The following is a 20,221-nucleotide window of genomic DNA, read 5'->3' on the forward strand; positions in this document are numbered from 1 at the left end:
TGATAAATAAAATAAATTTATTCTATGGCTTTCAATAAGTATGTTTTATTCCTTCAAAAAACGAGGTGCAGACAATGTGGGATAACTGAATAAAGACGCGGGATCGAAAGCCCTGTTATCGACGCTTATCGAATCGCTGTAATCCGTCTTTTTAAAAATTTTTTGATAAGAAATCTTACACATATTTTCTTGAAAGTAAGCCTAACTAAATCAAATGGGTAGGAAAATCAGAAGCCTCACACTTACAAAAGGTCATCTATTTTCTTCCCGGTCCAATATGATCCCTTCTTGTTTCTGCTTTTTTAAAGTAAAATGAAAGATATTTCAAAAAACATTAGGGGAGGCCGCAATGAACGAAAAAGATTGGGAACTGTTGCAGACATTATATGAAATGAAAAACATAACGAAAGCGGCCGAAAAATTGTTTATTTCACAACCTGCCTTGACGTACAGACTAAGAAGTTTGGAAAATGAGTTTGGGGTTGAAATTGCCAAACGGGGAACGAAAAGACTGCAGTTTACAAGCGAAGGCGAGTATTTAGTCGAATATTCAAGGAAAATGTTAAATGAATTAGCCAAAACAAAAGACCAACTGCTAAACATGGCCGGAAACATCCAAGGCCACTTACGGATCGGTGTTTCCAGTCATTTCGCCCACTATCGATTACCAACGATTTTAAAAGATTTTCTTGCGGTCTATCCCAATGTACAAGTAAACGTTACAACTGGCTGGAGTACAAAAATATCACAAAAACTAGAAAGAAAAGAAGTGCATATTGGCATTATCCGTGGAAGCTACGAATGGAAAGAACAAAGTATACTTCTTAACGAAGAAAATGTGTGTTTAATTTCAAAGAATAAGATTCATATGGGTGATCTCCCTTCTATTGGAAGGATATCCTATAAAACCGATCCAATCTTTGATAATATGATCAAAGACTGGTGGAACCATCATTTTAGCCAGCCACCAATGGTAACGATGGAAGTCGACCGTATCGAGACTTGCAAAGAAATGGTACGCAATGGCTTAGGATACGCAATCATCCCTCAAATTTCCCTTCGTCCGCATGACCAATTATACAACCGCATCCTTGCCATTGATAACCACCCACTATTAAGAAAAACGTGGTTAATCTATTCCAATTCCGCACTCGACCTTTCTGTCGTCAAAGCGTTTGTCCAATTCGTTACAACCCAATTGCGCCAGAAAGCACATTCGCTTTAATGGCTACGCCATTTTGCACTCTCCACACGGGAATGGTAGTTGCATTTATCCAAAAGACCTTTTACAAGAAGAAAATGGGTTTGTTAGGAAAGGAATCAAACAAGAGGTAGAAGTGATCATCGTCGCACTCAAAATAGAGTGCGACGTGAATCCTATCGAATTTTTAGGACTGGCTTCATAATTTCAATCCACGCACTCACTAAGAGTGCGACCGCGGCCAAAAGTGGGTTGGCGACCCCGATGCGCTATTTCAATCCACGCACTCACAAAGAGTGCGACAGTTACCGAGGGCGATCCGTTTGTGGACTACGCATTTCAATCCACGCACTCACAAAGAGTGCGACTGGAAAATGTCTACCTAGATTATTTCGGTAAATGCATTTCAATCCACGCACTCACTAAGAGTGCGACAGCGACATTTACCCATTTTCCGGAAAATAAACAACCGAAAACGATTGATTTCGCTTCTATTTCCTATCATAGCACAGCAAATGAGACCATATTATTACATCTTTGTGCATTTTAACACATATTTAAGGCCATTTTTGGTGCGGGTGATCTAGGGATTTTATGTGCGCTTGGGGTTCGCACTTTGACTGTTCGTTATCCTCGTTTAGGTGATCCTTTCCCTTGGTTCAACATTGTCTCTTGAATCGTTCTAAAGAAACGGCCCAGGCACAAAAGTTGGTCCTATTTAATGGTGACTTGAAATCTTCCATGCATGCAAAGCGCCTGTTACGGCTGGTCGGCTTTTACAAACAATCGAAATGTCAGCTGAACATTGTTTTAGTTTTTCGGCAAAATGGTGGCGCACAAATTCGTTTTTCTCTAATAAACTCCCTTTTACTATGATCGGGATCGACGATGTTTCTAATTCAAGTTGTTTAACTAACCGAATGGCTTGCTGGGCTAGTTCTTCTCCTGCTTGTTCCAATAGTTTTTTTGCATCTGTATCGTCTTGTGCACGTCGATACACAAACAGGGCGATGTCGGCAATTTCTTTTTTGGTGGAAGAGTAAACAAACTCCTTTACCGCTGATGCATCGGGTAATTGGTACTGAGCAGCCAAAGCCTTGGCCAATTTGGTTTGAATGGTCCCCTGCTCGATTTCCGAGGCTAATTGCTTTAACGCTTGTATTCCAATGTGATAAGCGCTTCCTTCATCCCCGAGCAGATGCCCCCAACCGCCAACCATTTTAATCGTTGCATCCTTTTTGCCAATCAATACGGAGCCGGTGCCTGCGATCGCCAGTATCCCATTTTCGCCTTCGAGAACGGCATAAAGCGCAAGTTCGGCATCGTTTAACATCAATGCAGGCAATTGGAAGTGTTGTTCAACCAATGTTTTAAATTCGCTTTTTAAATGCCCTTTTTCAATTCCAGCGATCCCTAAAACAATCGCTTTACAGAGACTGCCGTACTTACTTTGTATACAAGCTTGTATGGCAGCCATTATATGTTCTTTTGCTTTTTCGCTATCAACAGCTACGTTTCCTGGCCCTGTCTCGATCGAAAAATGAATGTTTTGGTCCTGATCGATTACAGCCCCGTGTGTTTTCGTGCCGCCTGCGTCAAGCCCGATCACGTACATTTTCTCACCCATCCCATTCTGAAAAGGCAAATTTGTCCCATGGCTTTAAGGAATCAATTAAGAAAATCTCTTCTTCTCTGATTCTCGCAACAACGTTTGTCCGGCCAGAATTGTTCATATCCTTTAAAGCAATTTGCAATTCACCGGCATATTGTTCATATAATTCACTTTCTATGACGACATCCCCTCTTTTTATGTCTGTTGTATTGTGGGGTGGGAAAGCTTCCCCTCTATATTTAACGCGGCTTTGGGTAGAGCGGATCATATAGTCAGAAACATCACCTCGATAAAAGTGGGGTTCATCAAATAGAATTTTTTTCTCAAGATCGCTCACGGAATCAACGAGTTCTAGATTAAATGTCAGTTTCGCCTTGTTTATTTGGCTTAAACGCTTAAGTTCCTCTTCAGATGCGTAGGCATTGCCTATAATGACATCATCTATCAACCGCGTGGCAAACAAATGTTTCGCTTGAACGTCAATAGGCAAACCACGATGCATTTCTAGTGTCGGCAGCCCTTCGACAATCGGCCACGGCCCAAACGATGCCGCCTGTGAAGAGACAAAAGCAGCCGTCCTTAATCCATATTTTTTAAACTTCTCACTGCATTCTATAAAGAAATCATAAGACAATCCACTATAGCGATGAGGGTAAAAATTATGACAACCTATTAACTTATTGCGGTTGGGTTGGAAGCTTAAAATATTGTCAATGTATTTCGTAGAATTGCTCATGTTGACTTCTATGAACAACCCATGAGGATTAAACGTCATCATTGACTCTTCGTTTCCAGTAAAACCAAGGTCTAACCGGATGCCATCCGCTCCAAGGTTTTTAAAAAAAGTGAGATCATCATAAGAAATACCCAAATCCTTGAATACACGTGGATTGATATCGCATATGACCTCCATCCCAAGCTGTTTGGCATAGTGAATCGTCTCTTGGAAACTAGCTAAAATGTTGTCTTGTTCTACTGATAATAGACAGGTAAACACACGTGTAAACCCGTATTGGTTTGCTACATGTATATACTGTTTGTCCTTTTCTGCTGTTGAATGATTTGGATAAATCGATATCCCTAGCTGCTGCATGCTTTACACACTCTCACTTTCCGATCTCGCTTCTAATTGAGCTACCCTGCGGAGAATGGCGATCATCTGTTCAATTAATGACATTTCGCTAATAGCTGCCATTAAGTGGTCTTGCGCATGGACCATTAACAAAGACTGTTCCACATGCTCCCCATTGATTTCTGCTTGAATCAATTTTGTCTGGGTATTATGTGCTTTTGCTAACGTTTTATTGGCTGTTTCCAATTTCTCATTCGCTAAATGAAAATCGTTGTTTTGCGCTAATTTTAACGCTTCATAAGCAATCGATTTTGCATCACCAGCGTTCGAAATCATGTTGAATATTTCCACCTCTACGTTCATCGAAACTCCTCCTCACATGTTCTTCGTTCATTAAAAAAACATGATACGAAATTTAAATTAGCTTTTCTCTATAACTATATTGAATTTTTATTTCATTAACCCTATAATACATGTAAGTGAAAACCTTTTCAAGAAAGAATCAAAAGACAACTTCACAGTTTAAAATCATGAAGGAGATGATTGGAAATGACAAAAGTATTGTTTGTATGTTCAGGTGGCATGTCTAGCGCGATCGTCGTCAACACCCTGAAGAAAGAAGCAGAAAAACATGGACAAGCCCTGGAAGTAAAAGCGATTGGTTCAAGTGAAGTGGCAGCAGAGCTAGAAAACAACTGGGATGTCGTGATGGTAGCGCCGCAAATCAAACATCGTTTTGACAACATTAAAAAAGAAGCAGATGCATACGGGGTTCCTTGTGGGCCAATTCCACCGCAAGCCTATACACCACTAGGCGGTCCGACATTGTTGAAAACGCTTCAAGAATTAGTGAAATAAAGAAGAAAAAGAGAGGCGAACGTCATGGGGAAATTCATTGATTTCTTGGAAAAGAGAGTATCTAACCCGATGGCAAGGCTCGCGGAACAGCGGCACCTTTTAGCTGTACGCGATGGAGTTGTCTCCTCCTTGCCATTTATTATCGTCGGTTCATTCTTCTTAATTATTGCGTTCCCTCCGTTGCCCGAATCGTGGGGAATGACTCAATGGGCGACGGAAAATGCTGACCAAATTTTAATCCCTTATCGAATGACCATGTTTATCATGTCGTTATACGTGGCGTTCGGCATTGGCTATAACTTAGCACAATCTTATAAAGTCGACCCATTGTCTGGTGGTCAAATCGCAGTCGCTTCCTTGCTGTTGACCATTACTCCCTCTGTTGTTGAAGAGTTAGGCTTTGTGCTGCCGATGCAATATCTAGGTGGAAGTGGGCTTTTCGTCACGATTATCGTTTCGATTCTATCTGTCGAAATCTTTAGGATATGTAAACAAAGAAATATAACGATTCGGCTTCCTGAGGCAGTGCCTGCGTCCGTCAGCCGTTCATTCGAAGCGCTCATCCCTGTCGCGATTGTCATTATGCTGATGACGCTTATTACAATCATTATGGGCGTCAATTTGCACGCTCTTGTGGAGAAATTAACGGTCCCACTCGTCACAGCTGGCGATAGCTTATTTGGGGTATTGGTACCCGTATTTTTAATTACATTTTTCTGGTCTTTCGGAATTCACGGCGTGTCTGTTGTCGGTTCCGTTGCCCGCCCACTATGGGAAACATACTTATTAAAAAATGGCGAAGCCGTCGCATCAGGCGCAAGTGAACTTCCGCATATCGCCCCAGAACCTTTATATCAATGGTTTATATGGATTGGCGGCTCCGGCGCAACGTTAGGCCTAGTCATTGTCATGTTGATTTTTGCACGGTCCAAGTATTTAAAAAGTCTAGGTAGAACCGTTGCCGTACCAAGTATTTTTAATATTAATGAACCCGTTATTTTTGGTTTACCTATCGTATTAAATCCGATTTTAGTCATTCCGTTTATTATCACGCCAATCATTACAGCCGTCATTGCCTATTTAGCGACTTCTGTTGGCCTTGTATCGCCTACATTTATAAAAGCACCGTGGACACTCCCGGCCCCAATAGGCGCCTATTTAGCGACAGGTGGCGATTGGCGTTCCATTATTCTTGTCCTAGTAAACCTTTCCATATCTGTCGTGATTTATTTGCCATTTCTACGAATCTACGACAAAAAAATGCTTGCGATGGAACAAAACGAAGAGCAATAAAATACGGGCCTGAGGGGATCCTTCCGATCCCCTCATTAGGTCATTAGGAGGTTGTCTTGTGGAGCAATCAAGATTAATTCCTCGCATAAGCCCTAAAGGTGTTTTCGTCTTTATGATGATTTTGTTTTTTGGAATGCTTCTCCTTTCCATTCCACTCAAATACATTCACCTTTCTGAAACGATGAGTGCCTTTCTAAGCGCAGGGATTTCTGCAGCTATTGGAATAGGCATTGTGCTAACGAAAATCGACGGAAAAACAACGGACAAACGATTAAATAGACAAAGAATACGCATCGCCATTATTGTCGGCTTTGCTACGAGCGCATTAATGACGTTTGTGTTTGGAGGCGATCTGCTTGGGTAAGAAAGGCATTAAAATTGTAACGATTGGCGGGGGATCAAGTTATACACCTGAATTCGTTGAAGGGTTAATAAAACGCCATAAAGAGCTTCCCGTTCGCGAACTGTGGCTAGTTGATATAGAAAAAGGAAAAGAAAAACTAGAGATTGTCGGAAACTTGGCGAAGCGAATGGTGAAAAAGGCGGGCCTGCCGATCACTATTTATACCACCTTTGACCGAAAAGAAGCATTGAAAGACGCCGATTTTGTTACAACGCAAATGCGTGTTGGCTTATTAGAGGCTCGGATTAAAGACGAACGCATTCCCTTAAAACACGGGATGATCGGCCAGGAAACAAACGGGGCAGGTGGTTTATTTAAAGCACTCCGAACCATTCCCGTCTTATTAGAGATCGCCGAACAAATGCACGAACTATGCCCAAATGCATGGCTCATCAACTTTACCAACCCTGCTGGAATCGTCACAGAAGCGGTCATGAAATATAGTCAACACAAAAAAATCATCGGCGTCTGCAATGTACCGATCAACACGAAAATGACCATAGCGACATTATTAGACGTCCCACCTGACCAACTGACGATTACATTTGCTGGGCTAAACCATATGTCCTACGGCCTTGACGTCCATGTAAACGGTGAATCGAGATTGAATGACGTCATCGACTTAGTAACAGATCCCAATCATGAAGTAACAATGAAAAACATCATCCCACTCCCTTGGGAGAAAGCGTTTATGAAGGCGCTTGGCTGCATACCGAGCCCGTATCATCGCTATTATTACAAAACGAACGAAATCTTACAAAAGGAATTGGAAGAGTTTAAACAAGGTAAGACACGCGCCGAAGTCGTTAAGCAATTAGAAGATGAATTGTTCGAACTCTATAAAGATCCTGACCTTGACATAAAGCCACCACAGCTCGAAAAACGCGGAGGCGCCTATTACAGTGATGCTGCGTGTAATTTAATTTCTTCCATTTACAACGATAAAGGGGATGTCCAAACACTCAACACCCGCAATGAAGGGGCGATTACCAATCTCCCTAACGATACAGTCGTTGAAGTTAACTGCGTTGTCACAAAGCAGGGGCCCATTCCATTAGCTATAGGGGAACTTCCTTACTCGATCAATGGCCTCATCCAACAAATCAAATCATTTGAACTAGTAGCGATTGAAGCGGCCGTAACAGGTTCTTATGAACAAGCATTACTGGCTCTTTGCATAAACCCGCTAATTACGAGCGACGTAAAGGCAAAAGACATATTGGATGAGATGCTAGAAGCGCACAAAACGGATTTGCCCCAATTCCAATAGTTGTAACGATTCCCCCTTTCTCAGGCAAGGAGGATTTCACCTAACAACACTTTCCTTCTACAAGCCCCCTCCCTATAAATAACGTGCAGAACGCTGTGGTTCTTTTACAGGTTCTGCACTTTCGTTAATAAAAAATGATCTTCTCTTGTTAACCTACCGCCTACACTTTCATAGTTTGCCTCTTGATCTCTGAGAAAAATTTTCTTATCTGTTATCCAAGGAATTTGTTTATACCGGATTAACAAGGGTTGCAAAAGCTTGTGTTCTTCTTTGTGCACTAAGAGCTTTACGGCATGCTACCAGGGCAAAGACCAACGATAATAGGAGAACTTTTTTATCAATTCTATTAAAACAATTAAAGTAAAGGTTTCCATCTATTGGTTGAAAAATGGAAATTTTATGCTATAATAAAATTATGATTTATGCGATAAAAGGGAGGGTTACGATTTGTTTCTAGCAAGGTTGTTTAACGGTATTGATAGACAATATCTTGTAAAAAGCTACATCATAAGCATAGTATGTACTTTTCTTTTCTGGCAAATCCAAGATGGGAATCAAAGTTTAGGGTTAATAATATTCTGCGGAATAAATCTAGTACTATTTCCTTTTGCGACAGTTGTTTGGGATGATCTCATCTCCTTAATGACTGGGGGAATCTCTATAGAATTGCCCTTACTGATTTTTTTGATGTGGAAAGTATTTAAAATCGCAATTCTTTACGTGTTTACTATAATTATTGCACCGCTAGGAATTATTTATGTATTAATAGCTAATAAACTAGGCAATAGGCAAAGGTAATCTAACCAAACCTTATTAATCCTACTTTACTCTTTTTCAAGAGTGGGGTTATTCTAAATCAAGGCATCCTTTGGGGTGTCTATTTTTATGTTGTGAAATCCCCCCATACAGTAGATTCCGCGATTTTAACGGATCACGTCCCATGATTAGCACTGCTCGCTTTAAAATATCGTTCTCCATCGCAAGTCTTTGGTTTTCTTTACGTCTCTTAATCCGTTCTTTCTGTTCAGGCATTTGGTTAACTTTGACGGTTCCCCTTCCTCCTCAGTACTTTTTGCTATCCATTTTAGAGAAATATTGTTTTTGTGTTAAGCTATTAAAAGTATGATATTCAGCAAACGGACCAGATTACTGCACAGTTTGTCTTAGGTAGAAAAGAGGAATTAATAATGAAAAAGTTAGCCAGTACCATTTTAAAAACCATTATATTTTTTATGAGTTGGGCCATTCTAATATCATTTACGCCTGATATACATACAAACAGTCAGGCGTATTTACGGTTATGGTGGGAGTTTACACCCCTTGTGGTAGTGGTTTTGTTGTCAGTTGTCTTCGTTTTTATTGTAGAAAAGGGTAAAATTACAATTCCTGTAGCTCCAAGATTCTTAAAAAGTTCTTTAATAGGTATTGTTTTAGGTGTCTTGTGGTTAGGGAGCGTAGTAACTGTCTTCTTACTTACAAAAACTATGAATATACAGGGTCAAAACAGTGTTGATTACATATGGATTTGGATTTTGGCATCACTGTTGAATGTTGCGATGCAGGAATTGTTGGTAAGAGGGTATTTATATCAATTATGGAAACATAAATATAATGTTATTGTGGCAACCATTTTAACAACAATTTTATTTACCGTGATGCATGGGGGTGCATTTGAAGCAGGTATGATCCCAGTGATTAATGTTATTTCGATGAGCATATTTGTAACGTTACTTTTAGAGTATACAGGAACAATAGTGGCACCAATAATTATCCATTTCATTTGGAATACAATTGGGGCAATTATATTGGGTGGCGTTTCTTTGGCAGGTGATTATCCAAATCTTCTAATCAATACTTTTCAAGGAAGTTTGTTGATTTCAGGTGGTACATATAAATTTGAAGGCAGTATTATTGTTTCCATAGCTAATTTAATTCTCATTACAAGCCTGCTCGTGTTAAATAAAAGAAAAAGAAATGATAATTTAAGCGGTCTACTGAAGTAGGGCGCATTGTTGAAAAAGTATATATTGATTTCAATTGCACTCAGAAGTGAAACATTCTGAGTGTTTTTTTGTGGAAAATGATATTTTACCAGATTACTGTGCTAAATACATCCATTCGCATGACTAAACTGTCTCTTGCCAAATGTGCTTACGAATCAACACAGATTATAGGGATATTTTCATTTAAGACATTAATACGCCAAAAAATTTCATACAAAAATGGAATGACAATCTCAGACATTGCAAGAGAATTATCCATTGATAGAAAAAAGGCCAGTACGTCCATTTCCTCGGAAACAAACAATTGATTCTACTTCCTATCAAGGGGTTTTAATTTATAGAAAATAGCGACTCATATTGAGATGGATGAACCGGCACTTAAAGCGATGTATAATAGGCATAGAATATAGGTGGTGATTGTTTGAGTATCCCCATAAACGCACCTCAGAAACGTTTATCGAAGGATGCAATCAAGGTTTGGCTTATCAGTGACGCGATTGGAAATATGATCGTTCTCATCATCTTAGGAATCCTTTTTTACCTTGATGATCGTTTTTTATGGAAAGAATGGGTTGGATGGCTCTTAATCGGGGCGACCGTGTTAACGATTATCGGCTGGATTTGGTCAGTGATTCGCCCCTTCTTGCTTTACAAACATTGGCGCTATGATGTCGATGAAGCATATTTGCAACTAAAATCAGGTGCATTAAAAGAAACCCATGAGCTTGTCCCGATGACAAAAATCCAATCGGTCGCAACCGAGCAAGGCCCGCTTCTTAGAAAATACGGCCTCTGTTCCGTTTCCGTGGAAACGATGGGATCGTCTCACACCATACCTGCATTGCCAAAAGAAGCGGCAGTTGAGTTGCGGAATCAAATTGCCCAATATGCAAGAATTAAGGAAGTGGAGTAATGACAAAAGCCAAGCGTTATTCTCCATATACGATGCTTTTTCACTTGATCAACCTTGTACGAAATGCTTTTTTCTTTGTCATTTATTTATACGTCGTCATGGCCGGTTCCGAATCTGCCTTCATTAAATATGGGCGAATGGCTTTCTGGATCATAGTTGGATTGATCCTTTTTTCGATTATCTATAAATGGGTGACCCATAAATACAAGTTGGATGAGCAGTCCTTCCACCTTTACAAAGGCCTTTTCAGCAAAACCGAACAAACGATTCCGTTTTCAAAAATCGAAAACATCAACCGTCACACCTCGTTCCTCCATCGCATCTTTAAAAGGACTTCGATTCATTTTGAAATCGCGATGACAGGGGAAAATGCCCATATAAAATTTGAAGTTCTATCAAAAGCAGAAGCTGAACAGATAGAAGCACACATCAAAAGGGCGACTGACGAGGAATTAGAGGATTGGAATCATCCATCACATGATCCAAATGACGAAGAAGCGCATCCCAGGGATCCCGATCAAGAGCGAACGATTCATTTCCAACCGACAAAAAGAGACATTCTAAAAGCATCTGTTACATCTTTAAGTTTTTTGGTGCTCATTCCTCTAATTGGTTCATTTTATTTTAAAATCAACGATCTTTTTCATGTCGAAGATACGACAGAAGGACTCATCAACAAACTAGCAAGTTCCTGGTGGATTGTAGCCGTCATCATCATCGTGCTCATAGTTGTCTCGACGATCTTTGGGCTTATTCGAACGTATGTAAAGTATGGAAAATACGAAATCGTTTCAGATGCCACTCACATTTACATTAACAGGGGCGTTATCGACGAATCGGCCTTTTCCATTTCCAAAGACAAGGTACAAGCCATTGAAATAGAACAGTCCATGGTAAAAAGACTCCTCGGACTCGCAGAAGTCAAACTAACAAGTGCCGGTGGGCTGCGTTCTGGAGAAGAGGCACTCGAAAAAAATACGCTCTATCCGTTTCTCCCAGTAAACAAAGCCTATGAGATGATATCAGACATGTTACCGTCCTACACGATTACAACAGAAATGACTCGTCTTCCAACAAAATCCTTGTGGCTCCGCATATTGCGGCCAAGTTGGTTCTGGCTCCTTGCCACCGGTGCTTTATTTTACTTTAAACCTGCCATTTTCAATATAGAGCAGTCCTGGATAATCGTATCAGCAGCCCTTTTGGTTTATCTATTGATCGCAAGGTTGTTCGATTTTTTCCATACCCGCTATGCGATCAACGACCATTTTATCCAGTTTAAAACAGGCGCGTTCACGACCTCTTTATTCGTCTCAAAACGAGAAAAAGTCATTAAAGCAAAGATCACTCGAAACATCCTCCAAAAAAGGTTGGGCCTCGCCTCGATTGAGACAACCAATCGAGGAAACCCCGTGCGCCATTCAGGAATCAATGACGTGCCGGTCGAACTCGCCCATTCCTTTTTACAATGGTACAGAGGACGAAAAAATGACATTACCGTTGAATAGAGAGCAAACATACGGCGGGGAACCCCTGCAAGGAAAAGACATCAATGAGTGATGCTTGAAAACTTCTGAAAAATAACAGTGTAGGCAGGATCGCCTAGCCACTAAATCTAACGGAAAAACGCACCATGCCCGCTACTTGGTGCGTTTTTTTGTTGGCCGGAGATGCGATTTCGCCATTGGTTGACCTTTCAAGTGACTTCTTCTAACAGGCTGTTAGCCTTACTCCCTATGTATCGCGTCTTCTTTTTTGCTATTCGTTTTGTTCCGCTTCTTTAATGACTTCGGCGGGGATTGTTATATCTTCAATTTCGTTGATATCATCAAAACGAAATTCAATTGTAACCATTCTTTCTGATGTGCTCCCTGTCCTGGCATCATAAAAAAATTTGTCGTAAACTCTCGAACCGAATAGTCTTCTTTGTCAATTTTAATAAATGCTTCCGGAACTCCAGTCCCCACAAAGGCATCACTCTCCATTACGGAAAGCACCTGTGCATAGAATTCAACCATTTCAGGAAAGGTGATTTCAAAAGTCTTCTCGTTTTCTTCAATAATTATCTCTTCCGTATTCTTTATTTCCTTTAATAGTTGAATCATTGCTTCAAAACCTGTCTCGTTATAATTATTATAGCTTTCAGATTTTATCCATCCTTCTTGATTAAAGTTTACGTAGACTGCATCTTCATCTTCATAGATTTCGTCTGTAAACACAGTAGTTTCTGTTTCTCCGTTGCCTTCTACCTCATTCATTTGGTAATACCCACGTTGAGGATTAGAAAATGAAAGTCCTGAAAGCATGGAATGAGTGTAACTTATGTCTCCATCTCCCCAGGCAATATCATCACGCACTTCAAACTCTAGAGCATAAGAGTTCACCATTTCAGCTCTCTCGATTATTTGTGCAATAACCGCTTCTACTTTTGATAAGTCCTCATCTTCAGCGTTCATACTGCATGCTGCCATAAAAATCGGCAACCCCCAAAATACATAGACAAAGGCGTGCCCTCCGCCTCACCTCATCTGGATCGTCCTTTCTGCCTTCCTCCTGTTTCTCCAGTTTACAAACGAATACTGCCCTTAACTTTAGCTTTAATACGCCAAGGTTAATATGTATTGATCCGTTTTAAGGCGAGAGTAAGGGGCATCAAATAACCCCTTCTACACAAGCTTTTCCCTTCCTGCCCCGCCTCCTCATTTGCCTCCGCTTCTTCAATTACTTCCTCCGGAATTTCGAGGTCCTCAGCTTCGATTTTGTTGATATCAGCAAAAAGAGATTCCAACGTAGTAATGCCTTTCGCTGTTCCACCGTTCTTGTCTTCATAAAAAAACTTCGTCGTAAACTCTTGCACGGTATAATCCCCTTTATTAATTCTGAGAAATACCTCTGGACTTCCGTTCTCTTCAAAGGTAATGCCATCTTTTGTTGCCTCGGAAGGAGGCTCGTTCAACCGATAAAGAAATTCATCCGGTTCGGCATAGCTAATTTCATACTCCGTTTCGGTTTCTTCGATCCTCATTTCTTCAATATTTTCAACATGCTCCAAAAACGTAATAGCCGCTTCATAATCGGTGTATTCATATTCAAAGCGATCAGGATCAGACCTTGCTTTCCATCCCTCATCGTCTACATTTATATAAACATCATCTTCATTTTGATAGATTTGACCCGTAAACACCGTTGTTTTTATTTCCCCAGTACTATATTCTTGTCTATATTGATTGTATGCGAGTTGAAGGGATTCAATCCTTGAAACTGTGCCCAGAAGATAGTTATATTCAGTGCTCCCATCCTCCCATATAAAATCCTCCAATACCCCTCCTTCTACTGTATAAGAATCAACGGATTCTGCTTGCTCGATCGTTTTCGCAATAATCGCTTCTTCTTTTGTTAAATCCTCTTTCGCGTCTGTGTCGCACGCTGACGTAAAAGTCAACAGTCCAAAAAATACATAGACAAAGGCGTGCCGTCCGCGTCTTCTCACCTGGATCGTCCTTTCGTTCGTTTCAACGTTAATGAACCAACCTTATTGCTTCATGCAGGAACAGGGACGTCACTCACTATCCTGGCGTTCCATATAGCAATGTTTTCCCTCTGACTTCCCCGGCCTCGTCTCCATTCCAAAGGCATCCTTTCCCCCTCTCTCAATCGCAAACGAACCAAAAGAATACATTCCCTTTGGCACTTCATCCTCGGATTTCTCTTTGAGTGCCTCCTCTTTACGGTTAACATTAAAAAACTCAATGAAACGACGCTCTTCCCCGTAATAATCTATTCCGTCCCGAATCTCATATTCAAACTCCTCTTCTTCACCGGGTTCCCCTACATAAAGAGTTTCTTCATCCACAAACCGCATTCCTAAAGCAAACTGGCCACAATCAGGCTCCCCCGTTGCCTCTCCATCAATATAGCCTGAAGTCGCTACCCAAGTGCCACCAATAAGATCATTCTCAGTTATATTGCACCCTGGCAAAATTAAAACTAGCATACATATTGTCAGTCCATTAACTATCTTTTTTCTATATTTGCTCACAGTCATTCACCTACTCTTTCTGCCTTAAACAACGGGAAACTTAACTTGCTTTTCTGACGTCCTATGGGACGATACCTAAATTTCAATAAGATACACTGATAGGTCGAGATAGTGATACTCTAAGATAGAGCTCCCCCTACCTTGTATGTCAGAATCTTGAGCAACAGAGAAACAACCTATGACGATATCGTTACAGAAGCCACATTCAAGATAATTTAGGTGCAGTTGTCTAAAGCCAATTCCACAAAGCCTGGTATTGCTTTACTTGCCTTCGTGCATTGGTTTGTTCAAAATTGTTCATAGTTGCTCTGGATGATCTTATGCCAAAGAATTCAAGTCAAATGATTAGTTGTTATACCAGACAGGCTCAAAATCCAACGACTAATCTTTAGATCCAAGGATATAATCGTAATCTTCTTGACGAATACCATCTGTATAATTAATTTCTAATAACGCATCATACACTTCATCCCATTCATTATTTTTAACCGCCTCAACAGGGTACTCAATCATTTCTATTTCACCCGCCTTCTCTTCCCACCTCTTTAATATCTCTTCTGTGTGTTGGGTAGGATGAAGTTGGATTTCAGGCTCAGGTTGAGCTCGCATTTCCATACGTTGTGACTCCGTTACCTCCATTTTCAACAGTTTAGCTGCTTCCATTGTTTTTTCTCCATTAATTTGACGTTCTTCCTCGCTCTTTTCCGCGTTGTGCTCAGGCACCATCATCACAATATTTCCCGCTTTAATGACAAACCCAGGTATTTTTATAGCAGTGACCGCTGCATCTACCGCTTTTCCCACGGTTGCATCTACCACTTTTCCAATAACAAAATTCGCTGTGAAATTTTGAAGGTCTTCCTCACGCTCTTCCCTATGAATTCTGCCAAACTCGAAACCAGCACTTTGTCCCCTATAATGAGTTACTTCTGATGCCGATTGGACGATCCCTGGCTCTAATAAATGGTGACCTTCCTTAATATACGCTTCCTTTGTCATTCCGTGCTGCTTTAACGTTCCCTCATCTACATCAGGTGACACTTTTCTCTCTATCCATTGAGCGTGGGGGATTGCTGCACTGGAACCCATAAGATCAAAAGCCAAACGGGAATGTATCGACACAGACGCATTTCCTTCTTGTTTCACTTCCAATTTACTTACAAATGCGCGCAATGGGTTTCCTTCTAATTCAAGATGGTTGTGATCCTTTCTTATATGCGCAATTGAAGCTTGATGGTTTCTTAACGTACTTGTATACGCCTGAATCATTGCCTGCTCTTCGGGGTCGTTAGATAGCGCTGGATTGACTGCTGGCGCATAGATATAAAACTCCATTATCATGATTTCTTTTGCTAATGCATCGTCTGAGACAAGCACTTCATAGTTCAGACGTTCTTGCAATCCTGCTGTGTCTTCTTTTACTAGACTCGTTACTCCCTGAATGACTTCACGATGAAGATAATGATAAAGCAGTGCATGTTCGACATCTGTTAATCCTTCCCCATCTACCCCCACTAGCATTTTATCTAGTAGATCATTCATATGGTCTACACCCAACAGGGAAAGAACGGCTTCGCCCTCCTGGAAATAGGCGGAAATATCGCTGAGTGTTGTTTGAGAAAGCATCGCCTCTTTCGTCGTCCATCCTTCGACTTTGCGCACCAAGGCTTCGAGATGTTCTAGCGTGGCTTTGGAAGTTTCGAGCACGGTTTGATTGTTTTGGTCGGTTTCCTCTAAGTGGTCTTCCGTGTCTTTAAGCTGATCCCTCGCTTCTCTCGCTTTGTCGGTTAGGGCTGATGATTCCCAGCGGCCTGTGTGGATCAGATCACTCACCGATTCGTATGCGCTGTTAATGATGTTCGCCGAGTCTCTCGTATAGTTGATGACACGGTTCAAATCCATCTTCACTTCATTCAGAAACTCTGTCCGGACAAGGGTATTGGCATCGCCGTCATAGGAAAGCAAGTTGTCTTTCACCGTCTCGAGCTGGCTAATATGCGTTTCGATAAACTGTTGGAAGAATAATAGTACAGGCAAGTGCAGCGTTGTGAAGTAGTCTTTGATCGCTGCGCCTCCCTCTCCTTGGAGGGTTTCTAACTGACAGATGGCTTCTACTTTAGATTGAAGCGTTTGCAATTGGTCCCGGTGATCTCGTTTTTGTTCAATCGAACGTTCGATTTCCGTGATCAGTTCATTCGTATCGAGAATCATTTCCGGCCTCCTTCCCTCTTAAAACGATTTGTATGTGAACGGTTTTGATTGTTTCCATCCATTTCTTAATATCCAAAAGGATGAAATTTCAGTGAATGAATGAGGATGATCCTTCAACTTTTAAACAATGAGTCCATCTAGGTGTTAGGAGCCCATACTTTGCGAAAGGGCTTCATCCGCTTCCCCTAGTGTTTGGATATTATTCCATGCTGTTTCTGCCCCTTTTCCCAGAGCAGCGATATAACTGATGATCAGTTCATGATACATTTCTTCGACTTCTTTGAATTGCTCAACCGTGCGTAGTTCACTTGTTGAAATAGAAGGAAGTTCGAGGTCGGCGGGAAATTCATTTGCGCCATTTTTCAATTGCGAGAACTTCTCTTCTACATCGTTTTTTTCAAATAAGATCTCAGCCACGGGCTTTTTCCCTCTCTTCTCTTATGAGTAATTCGTTCAACATCATCGTGTTTTGCATCGTCTCAATGCTCGATTGCAGCTGTGCTTTCTTCGCCTTCATATCTTCTAGCAATTGCTCAATGTGACTTTCAGCCTCATCGAATTTCGCCTTGATGTCATCCCTTAACCCTTCGTGCTCCTCTTTGCGATTTCCCCGCCACTCATCGCCATCGAGAGCCTTGCGTGTCAAAGTTTCACGGTTGTCTTGGACATTCGGCTTCTCTTCGGATATCGTTGTTCTCGCTGTTTCCAAACGTTCTATATTTCCTTGTGCCTCCCCCACACGAGCTCTTAATTCATTGTTCCGGCTTTTTAGGCGTACAATTCGTTCATGCACCGTTGTTTCCTCTCCTTTCCTACCTTCGCTCCTTTCGTCGAAGGCGCTGCATCTTCATAGTGAAACGACAACAGACACGACAGTAAAATAGATTTAGCATGCTCTTTTCATCGTTCGCGCTTTGTCTACTTCAGCCGTTTCATGTAACCAATTTGATAACATTCGGCTAACAATCTTACATTCTATTAAATGGAAATTGCTTCATACCCCTCTATTTTAAATAAGAATGTGGATATAAAACAACCCCCTTTTTGTCATGAATTGGATTTTCAATAACTGTAAGTTTACTTTTCTTCATCGTTTTCGAACAGTGATTGTGTCCACTCTATTATGGACAAACCTACTCTCCCTTCATGAATTAAACAGCATCATTTTATTTCCACCATTCCATTTTCTACAAAGAAAAAAGCCTCCGATTGAAGGCTTTTCTATCTTCTAAACTCCTGAATTTACTCTATACAGCTTTGGAATTCTGCCAAAACTTTCGATTTGTCTCCATACACCTTTTCTAGGTGATCCTCTCCCCAATAGCATAAATGGTCGAGTGCGGGTTTTAGTCCCCAGCCGTAGGGCGTTAACTCATACTCGACTTTAGGAGGGACTTCATTATAAACCTTGCGGGTAACGATCTCATCCTTTTCCAAGCCTCTAAGCTGAGTAGTCAGCATTTTTTGGGTAATGCCAGGGATTAACCGGCGAAGCTCAGATGTCCGTTTCCGCCCTGTCATCAAATGGTAAATGATTAACGGCTTCCATTTGCCTCCCATTACTTCTAAAGCCACTTCCACGCCAACGTGGTACTTCTTTTGACTGCTATTTTCCGTCTGTTCAGCCATCTCTTCCCCTCCGTTAAAAGGCAAAGTTTGCTTGGAACAACCACTCATTTTTATTCCAAAGGTCTATTTCCATGAAATGCACCTAGGGTACTTTGATGTTCCTATAGCACTTTAAAGTACGTACTTCCAGATCGTTTTCTTACTGTTTATAATAGCATCAGCCATTATGGATGGCTATACATGAGCTGTAGAGAAAGGTCGTGACGATATAAGCATGAACGTGTTAACGGTTGTTTCACATCCAAGAAAGGATTCCTTGACCTTTAAAGTCGCTGAACGTTTCGCACAAGGGCTAGCCGACGCCGGTCATGAGTATGAGCTGTTGGATTTACATGAAAGTGGTTTTGACCCTGTTTTAAAAGGGATAGATGAACCTGATTGGACCGTGGCGGAGCAGCCTTTCTCGCCTGAAGTGGAAGCGGAAATAAAGCGGTTAAAGAAGCATGATGCGTTGGCTTTTATTTATCCAATTTGGTGGTGGCATTTGCCAGCGATGCTAAAGGGGTATATTGATCGCGTTTTTAACAATGGGTTTGCGTACGGTTCGAGCCATCTTCACCATCAGCATGTGTTATGGCTTGGGTTGGCCGGCGTTTCGAAAGAACAGATGAAAAAGCGCGATTATGATGAAAAGATGACGCATTTGCTCAATGTAGGCATTGCCGATTATTGCGGTATCTCCAACTCCAAAGTTGAATTCCTATATGAGACACTCGATTCAAAGCCAGAACATTACGAAAGGCTGCTCGATCAAGCTTACCGCTTCGGTTTAAATTATGGCAAGGATGAACTGATTGCGACTCAATAAAGTTGCCTGAGCCATGCCGAATATTGATTTTAGCGAACAGTGGAATTGCGGGTAGGAAAGGCTTATGCAACGGACAATCGGTTTTACAACCAGTAAGAGCCATCATTGGCTCTTTTTAAATTGGATTATCCCCTATTCTCAAACAGCGTTTATTCCTTCCTAGATCACTTTAATTAAACGTTTGATTAAGAAAAGCTGGGGATGAATGATAAAAAGGTTGGCTTTCATACACTACCGGGGTATAGTATAAAGGGAGGAGGGTTAAACGTGAGCAAAAACGAGCATGTCGGGATATTGCTATTCGATTATGTGGATGCGTTGGATTTCGCAGGGCCATATGAGGTTTTCAACCTAACCACATATAATAGCGAGGATGTAAAAAGAATGTTTACGAACAACTTGACGGAAAAACCTTTTACAGTAAGTACCGTTTCCCAAGACGGGAGGCAAATTACTGTACATAATGGATTAAAAGTAACGCCAGATTACTCGTTTTCAAATGCACCCGCATTTGACATGGTCATTGTTCCTGGAGGGCCTCTAAAAGCCATCCAGCTTGTACAGAATAACGAAGAAATCATTCGTTGGATAAAAAACTACGAGCAAAAGACGATTGCTTCTGTGTGCACAGGGGCCTTTTTCTTAGCACAAGCTGGCATCCTTAACGGAAAAAAAGCGACGACAAACCGAGCTGCGTTAAATTTGTTAGAAAAACACTTTCCCGATGTAGAAGTCGTAAGAGGCGTTAAATACGTCGATGAAGGAAATGTCATCACCTCAGCCGGCATTTCAGCGGGGATTCAAATGGCCTTGCACGTCGTTGGGAAAAGATTAGGCACAGAGACAGCTAGGCGGACTGCTTATACAATCGAACTTGACTAACACTTCCATAGAAGAAAGAAAAAGCTG

Annotated in this window: 20 protein-coding genes and 1 pseudogene; 10 read left to right on the plus strand and 11 right to left on the minus strand. The window is 41.2% G+C overall.

All coding sequences use genetic code 11. The annotated features are described in order from the left end of the window. Positions 1 to 349 precede the first annotated feature (349 nt). Entirely contained in the window at positions 350 to 1,225 is an 876-nt protein-coding gene (locus V5G21_RS06990; RefSeq protein WP_035202484.1) for a LysR family transcriptional regulator, read from the plus strand. Between the two features lie 694 nt (positions 1,226 to 1,919). On the opposite strand, the gene V5G21_RS06995 is transcribed toward V5G21_RS06990, so the two are convergent. The 3 genes from V5G21_RS06995 to V5G21_RS07005 are packed head-to-tail and all read right to left on the minus strand — an operon-like array spanning position 1,920 to position 4,248. Next, on the minus strand, positions 1,920 to 2,816 hold the full coding sequence (locus V5G21_RS06995) for an N-acetylglucosamine kinase (RefSeq protein ID WP_338465424.1): 897 nt from the start codon (positions 2,814 to 2,816) through the stop codon (positions 1,920 to 1,922). Positions 2,817 to 2,820: 4 nt separating this feature from the next. After that, entirely contained in the window at positions 2,821 to 3,906 is a 1,086-nt protein-coding gene (locus tag V5G21_RS07000; RefSeq protein ID WP_095293848.1) for a DUF871 domain-containing protein, read from the minus strand. Between the two features lie 3 nt (positions 3,907 to 3,909). Beyond that, the gene (locus tag V5G21_RS07005) at positions 3,910 to 4,248 is read right to left on the minus strand and encodes a PTS lactose/cellobiose transporter subunit IIA (RefSeq protein ID WP_011248503.1); all 339 of its coding nucleotides are present in this window, start codon (positions 4,246 to 4,248) and stop codon (positions 3,910 to 3,912) included. A 186-nt stretch (positions 4,249 to 4,434) separates the two neighbouring features. On the opposite strand from V5G21_RS07005, the gene V5G21_RS07010 reads away from it, so the two are divergent. From V5G21_RS07010 to V5G21_RS07025, 4 genes are read left to right on the plus strand one after another with little or no spacing between them, the layout of a single operon-like run. Continuing rightward, complete coding sequence (locus tag V5G21_RS07010; protein WP_011248504.1) at positions 4,435 to 4,743, plus strand: PTS sugar transporter subunit IIB; 309 nt, start codon at positions 4,435 to 4,437, stop codon at positions 4,741 to 4,743. Positions 4,744 to 4,767: 24 nt separating this feature from the next. After that, positions 4,768 to 6,036, plus strand: a complete 1,269-nt coding sequence (locus tag V5G21_RS07015) for a PTS sugar transporter subunit IIC (protein WP_095316519.1) — start codon at positions 4,768 to 4,770, stop codon at positions 6,034 to 6,036. Positions 6,037 to 6,094: 58 nt separating this feature from the next. After that, the gene (locus V5G21_RS07020) at positions 6,095 to 6,400 is read left to right on the plus strand and encodes a hypothetical protein (protein ID WP_011248506.1); all 306 of its coding nucleotides are present in this window, start codon (positions 6,095 to 6,097) and stop codon (positions 6,398 to 6,400) included. After that, complete coding sequence (locus V5G21_RS07025; RefSeq protein WP_011248507.1) at positions 6,393 to 7,709, plus strand: 6-phospho-beta-glucosidase; 1,317 nt, start codon at positions 6,393 to 6,395, stop codon at positions 7,707 to 7,709. The genes V5G21_RS07020 and V5G21_RS07025 overlap by 8 nt, the downstream gene beginning before the upstream one ends. A 934-nt stretch (positions 7,710 to 8,643) precedes the next feature. Here the strand turns inward: V5G21_RS07025 and V5G21_RS21405 are convergent. Further along, positions 8,644 to 8,753: pseudogene (locus tag V5G21_RS21405) on the minus strand (IS3 family transposase); the annotation flags it as partial. A gap of 143 nt (positions 8,754 to 8,896) precedes the next feature. Between V5G21_RS21405 and V5G21_RS07030 the strand changes: the two are divergent. The 3 genes from V5G21_RS07030 (at position 8,897) to V5G21_RS07040 (ending at position 12,133) form a co-directional block, all read left to right on the plus strand. After that, positions 8,897 to 9,712, plus strand: a complete 816-nt coding sequence (locus V5G21_RS07030; protein ID WP_011248510.1) for a CPBP family intramembrane glutamic endopeptidase — start codon at positions 8,897 to 8,899, stop codon at positions 9,710 to 9,712. Between the two features lie 421 nt (positions 9,713 to 10,133). Then, on the plus strand, positions 10,134 to 10,625 hold the full coding sequence (locus tag V5G21_RS07035; RefSeq protein WP_011248511.1) for a PH domain-containing protein: 492 nt from the start codon (positions 10,134 to 10,136) through the stop codon (positions 10,623 to 10,625). Continuing rightward, positions 10,625 to 12,133 carry a PH domain-containing protein gene (locus V5G21_RS07040; RefSeq protein ID WP_011248512.1) on the plus strand — a complete coding sequence of 503 codons (1,509 nt, stop codon included), beginning with the start codon at positions 10,625 to 10,627 and terminating at the stop codon, positions 12,131 to 12,133. The genes V5G21_RS07035 and V5G21_RS07040 overlap by 1 nt, the downstream gene beginning before the upstream one ends. 294 nt (positions 12,134 to 12,427) lie before the next feature. Here the strand turns inward: V5G21_RS07040 and V5G21_RS07045 are convergent, their stop codons facing one another. The 7 genes from V5G21_RS07045 to V5G21_RS07075 all read right to left on the minus strand — a co-directional run bounded on the left by V5G21_RS07045 (position 12,428) and on the right by V5G21_RS07075 (position 18,504). Then, positions 12,428 to 13,081, minus strand: coding sequence for a hypothetical protein (locus V5G21_RS07045; protein ID WP_095317121.1), 654 nt, complete (start codon positions 13,079 to 13,081; stop codon positions 12,428 to 12,430). A 155-nt stretch (positions 13,082 to 13,236) separates the two neighbouring features. Further along, complete coding sequence (locus V5G21_RS07050; protein ID WP_011248514.1) at positions 13,237 to 14,115, minus strand: DUF6612 family protein; 879 nt, start codon at positions 14,113 to 14,115, stop codon at positions 13,237 to 13,239. 69 nt (positions 14,116 to 14,184) lie between these two features. Further along, positions 14,185 to 14,619 carry a hypothetical protein gene (locus V5G21_RS07055; RefSeq protein WP_142237530.1) on the minus strand — a complete coding sequence of 145 codons (435 nt, stop codon included), beginning with the start codon at positions 14,617 to 14,619 and terminating at the stop codon, positions 14,185 to 14,187. A 426-nt stretch (positions 14,620 to 15,045) separates the two neighbouring features. Next, a complete protein-coding gene (locus V5G21_RS07060; protein WP_011248516.1) occupies positions 15,046 to 16,875 on the minus strand; it encodes an LXG domain-containing protein in 1,830 nt (609 codons plus the stop codon). A 144-nt stretch (positions 16,876 to 17,019) separates the two neighbouring features. Continuing rightward, positions 17,020 to 17,292: a YwqI/YxiC family protein gene (locus tag V5G21_RS07065; RefSeq protein ID WP_011248517.1), complete on the minus strand. Its 273-nt coding sequence runs from the start codon at positions 17,290 to 17,292 to the stop codon at positions 17,020 to 17,022. Then, a complete protein-coding gene (locus V5G21_RS07070) occupies positions 17,285 to 17,668 on the minus strand; it encodes a YwqH-like family protein (RefSeq protein WP_011248518.1) in 384 nt (127 codons plus the stop codon). The genes V5G21_RS07065 and V5G21_RS07070 overlap by 8 nt, the downstream gene beginning before the upstream one ends. Positions 17,669 to 18,117: 449 nt before the next feature. Further along, positions 18,118 to 18,504 (minus strand): winged helix-turn-helix transcriptional regulator, encoded by a 387-nt coding sequence (locus V5G21_RS07075; RefSeq protein ID WP_011248519.1) that lies wholly within the window; start codon positions 18,502 to 18,504, stop codon positions 18,118 to 18,120. Positions 18,505 to 18,718: 214 nt separating this feature from the next. On the opposite strand from V5G21_RS07075, the gene V5G21_RS07080 reads away from it, so the two are divergent. Together V5G21_RS07080 and V5G21_RS07085 are read left to right on the plus strand one after the other, a co-directional pair. Beyond that, positions 18,719 to 19,312 (plus strand): NAD(P)H oxidoreductase, encoded by a 594-nt coding sequence (locus V5G21_RS07080; protein WP_011248520.1) that lies wholly within the window; start codon positions 18,719 to 18,721, stop codon positions 19,310 to 19,312. A 267-nt stretch (positions 19,313 to 19,579) separates the two neighbouring features. Then, positions 19,580 to 20,194, plus strand: a complete 615-nt coding sequence (locus tag V5G21_RS07085; RefSeq protein WP_011248521.1) for a DJ-1/PfpI family protein — start codon at positions 19,580 to 19,582, stop codon at positions 20,192 to 20,194. The last annotated feature ends 27 nt before the right edge of the window (positions 20,195 to 20,221 follow it).

Source organism: Shouchella rhizosphaerae, from assembly GCF_036700015.1.
GTDB classification, from domain to species: domain Bacteria; phylum Bacillota; class Bacilli; order Bacillales; family Bacillaceae_D; genus Shouchella; species Shouchella rhizosphaerae.

Coding starts and splice junctions, on each gene's coding strand:
- V5G21_RS07060 (WP_011248516.1), bottom strand. CDS start 16,875: ATGATTCTCGATACGAATGAACTGATCACGGAAATCGAACGTTCGATT.
- V5G21_RS07080 (WP_011248520.1), top strand. CDS start 18,719: ATGAACGTGTTAACGGTTGTTTCACATCCAAGAAAGGATTCCTTGACC.
- V5G21_RS07045 (WP_095317121.1), bottom strand. CDS start 13,081: ATGAACGCTGAAGATGAGGACTTATCAAAAGTAGAAGCGGTTATTGCA.
- V5G21_RS07015 (WP_095316519.1), top strand. CDS start 4,768: ATGGGGAAATTCATTGATTTCTTGGAAAAGAGAGTATCTAACCCGATG.
- V5G21_RS07030 (WP_011248510.1), top strand. CDS start 8,897: ATGAAAAAGTTAGCCAGTACCATTTTAAAAACCATTATATTTTTTATG.
- V5G21_RS07075 (WP_011248519.1), bottom strand. CDS start 18,504: ATGGCTGAACAGACGGAAAATAGCAGTCAAAAGAAGTACCACGTTGGC.
- V5G21_RS07040 (WP_011248512.1), top strand. CDS start 10,625: ATGACAAAAGCCAAGCGTTATTCTCCATATACGATGCTTTTTCACTTG.
- V5G21_RS07055 (WP_142237530.1), bottom strand. CDS start 14,619: ATGCTAGTTTTAATTTTGCCAGGGTGCAATATAACTGAGAATGATCTT.
- V5G21_RS06995 (WP_338465424.1), bottom strand. CDS start 2,816: ATGTACGTGATCGGGCTTGACGCAGGCGGCACGAAAACACACGGGGCT.
- V5G21_RS07000 (WP_095293848.1), bottom strand. CDS start 3,906: ATGCAGCAGCTAGGGATATCGATTTATCCAAATCATTCAACAGCAGAA.
- V5G21_RS07005 (WP_011248503.1), bottom strand. CDS start 4,248: ATGAACGTAGAGGTGGAAATATTCAACATGATTTCGAACGCTGGTGAT.
- V5G21_RS07010 (WP_011248504.1), top strand. CDS start 4,435: ATGACAAAAGTATTGTTTGTATGTTCAGGTGGCATGTCTAGCGCGATC.
- V5G21_RS06990 (WP_035202484.1), top strand. CDS start 350: ATGAACGAAAAAGATTGGGAACTGTTGCAGACATTATATGAAATGAAA.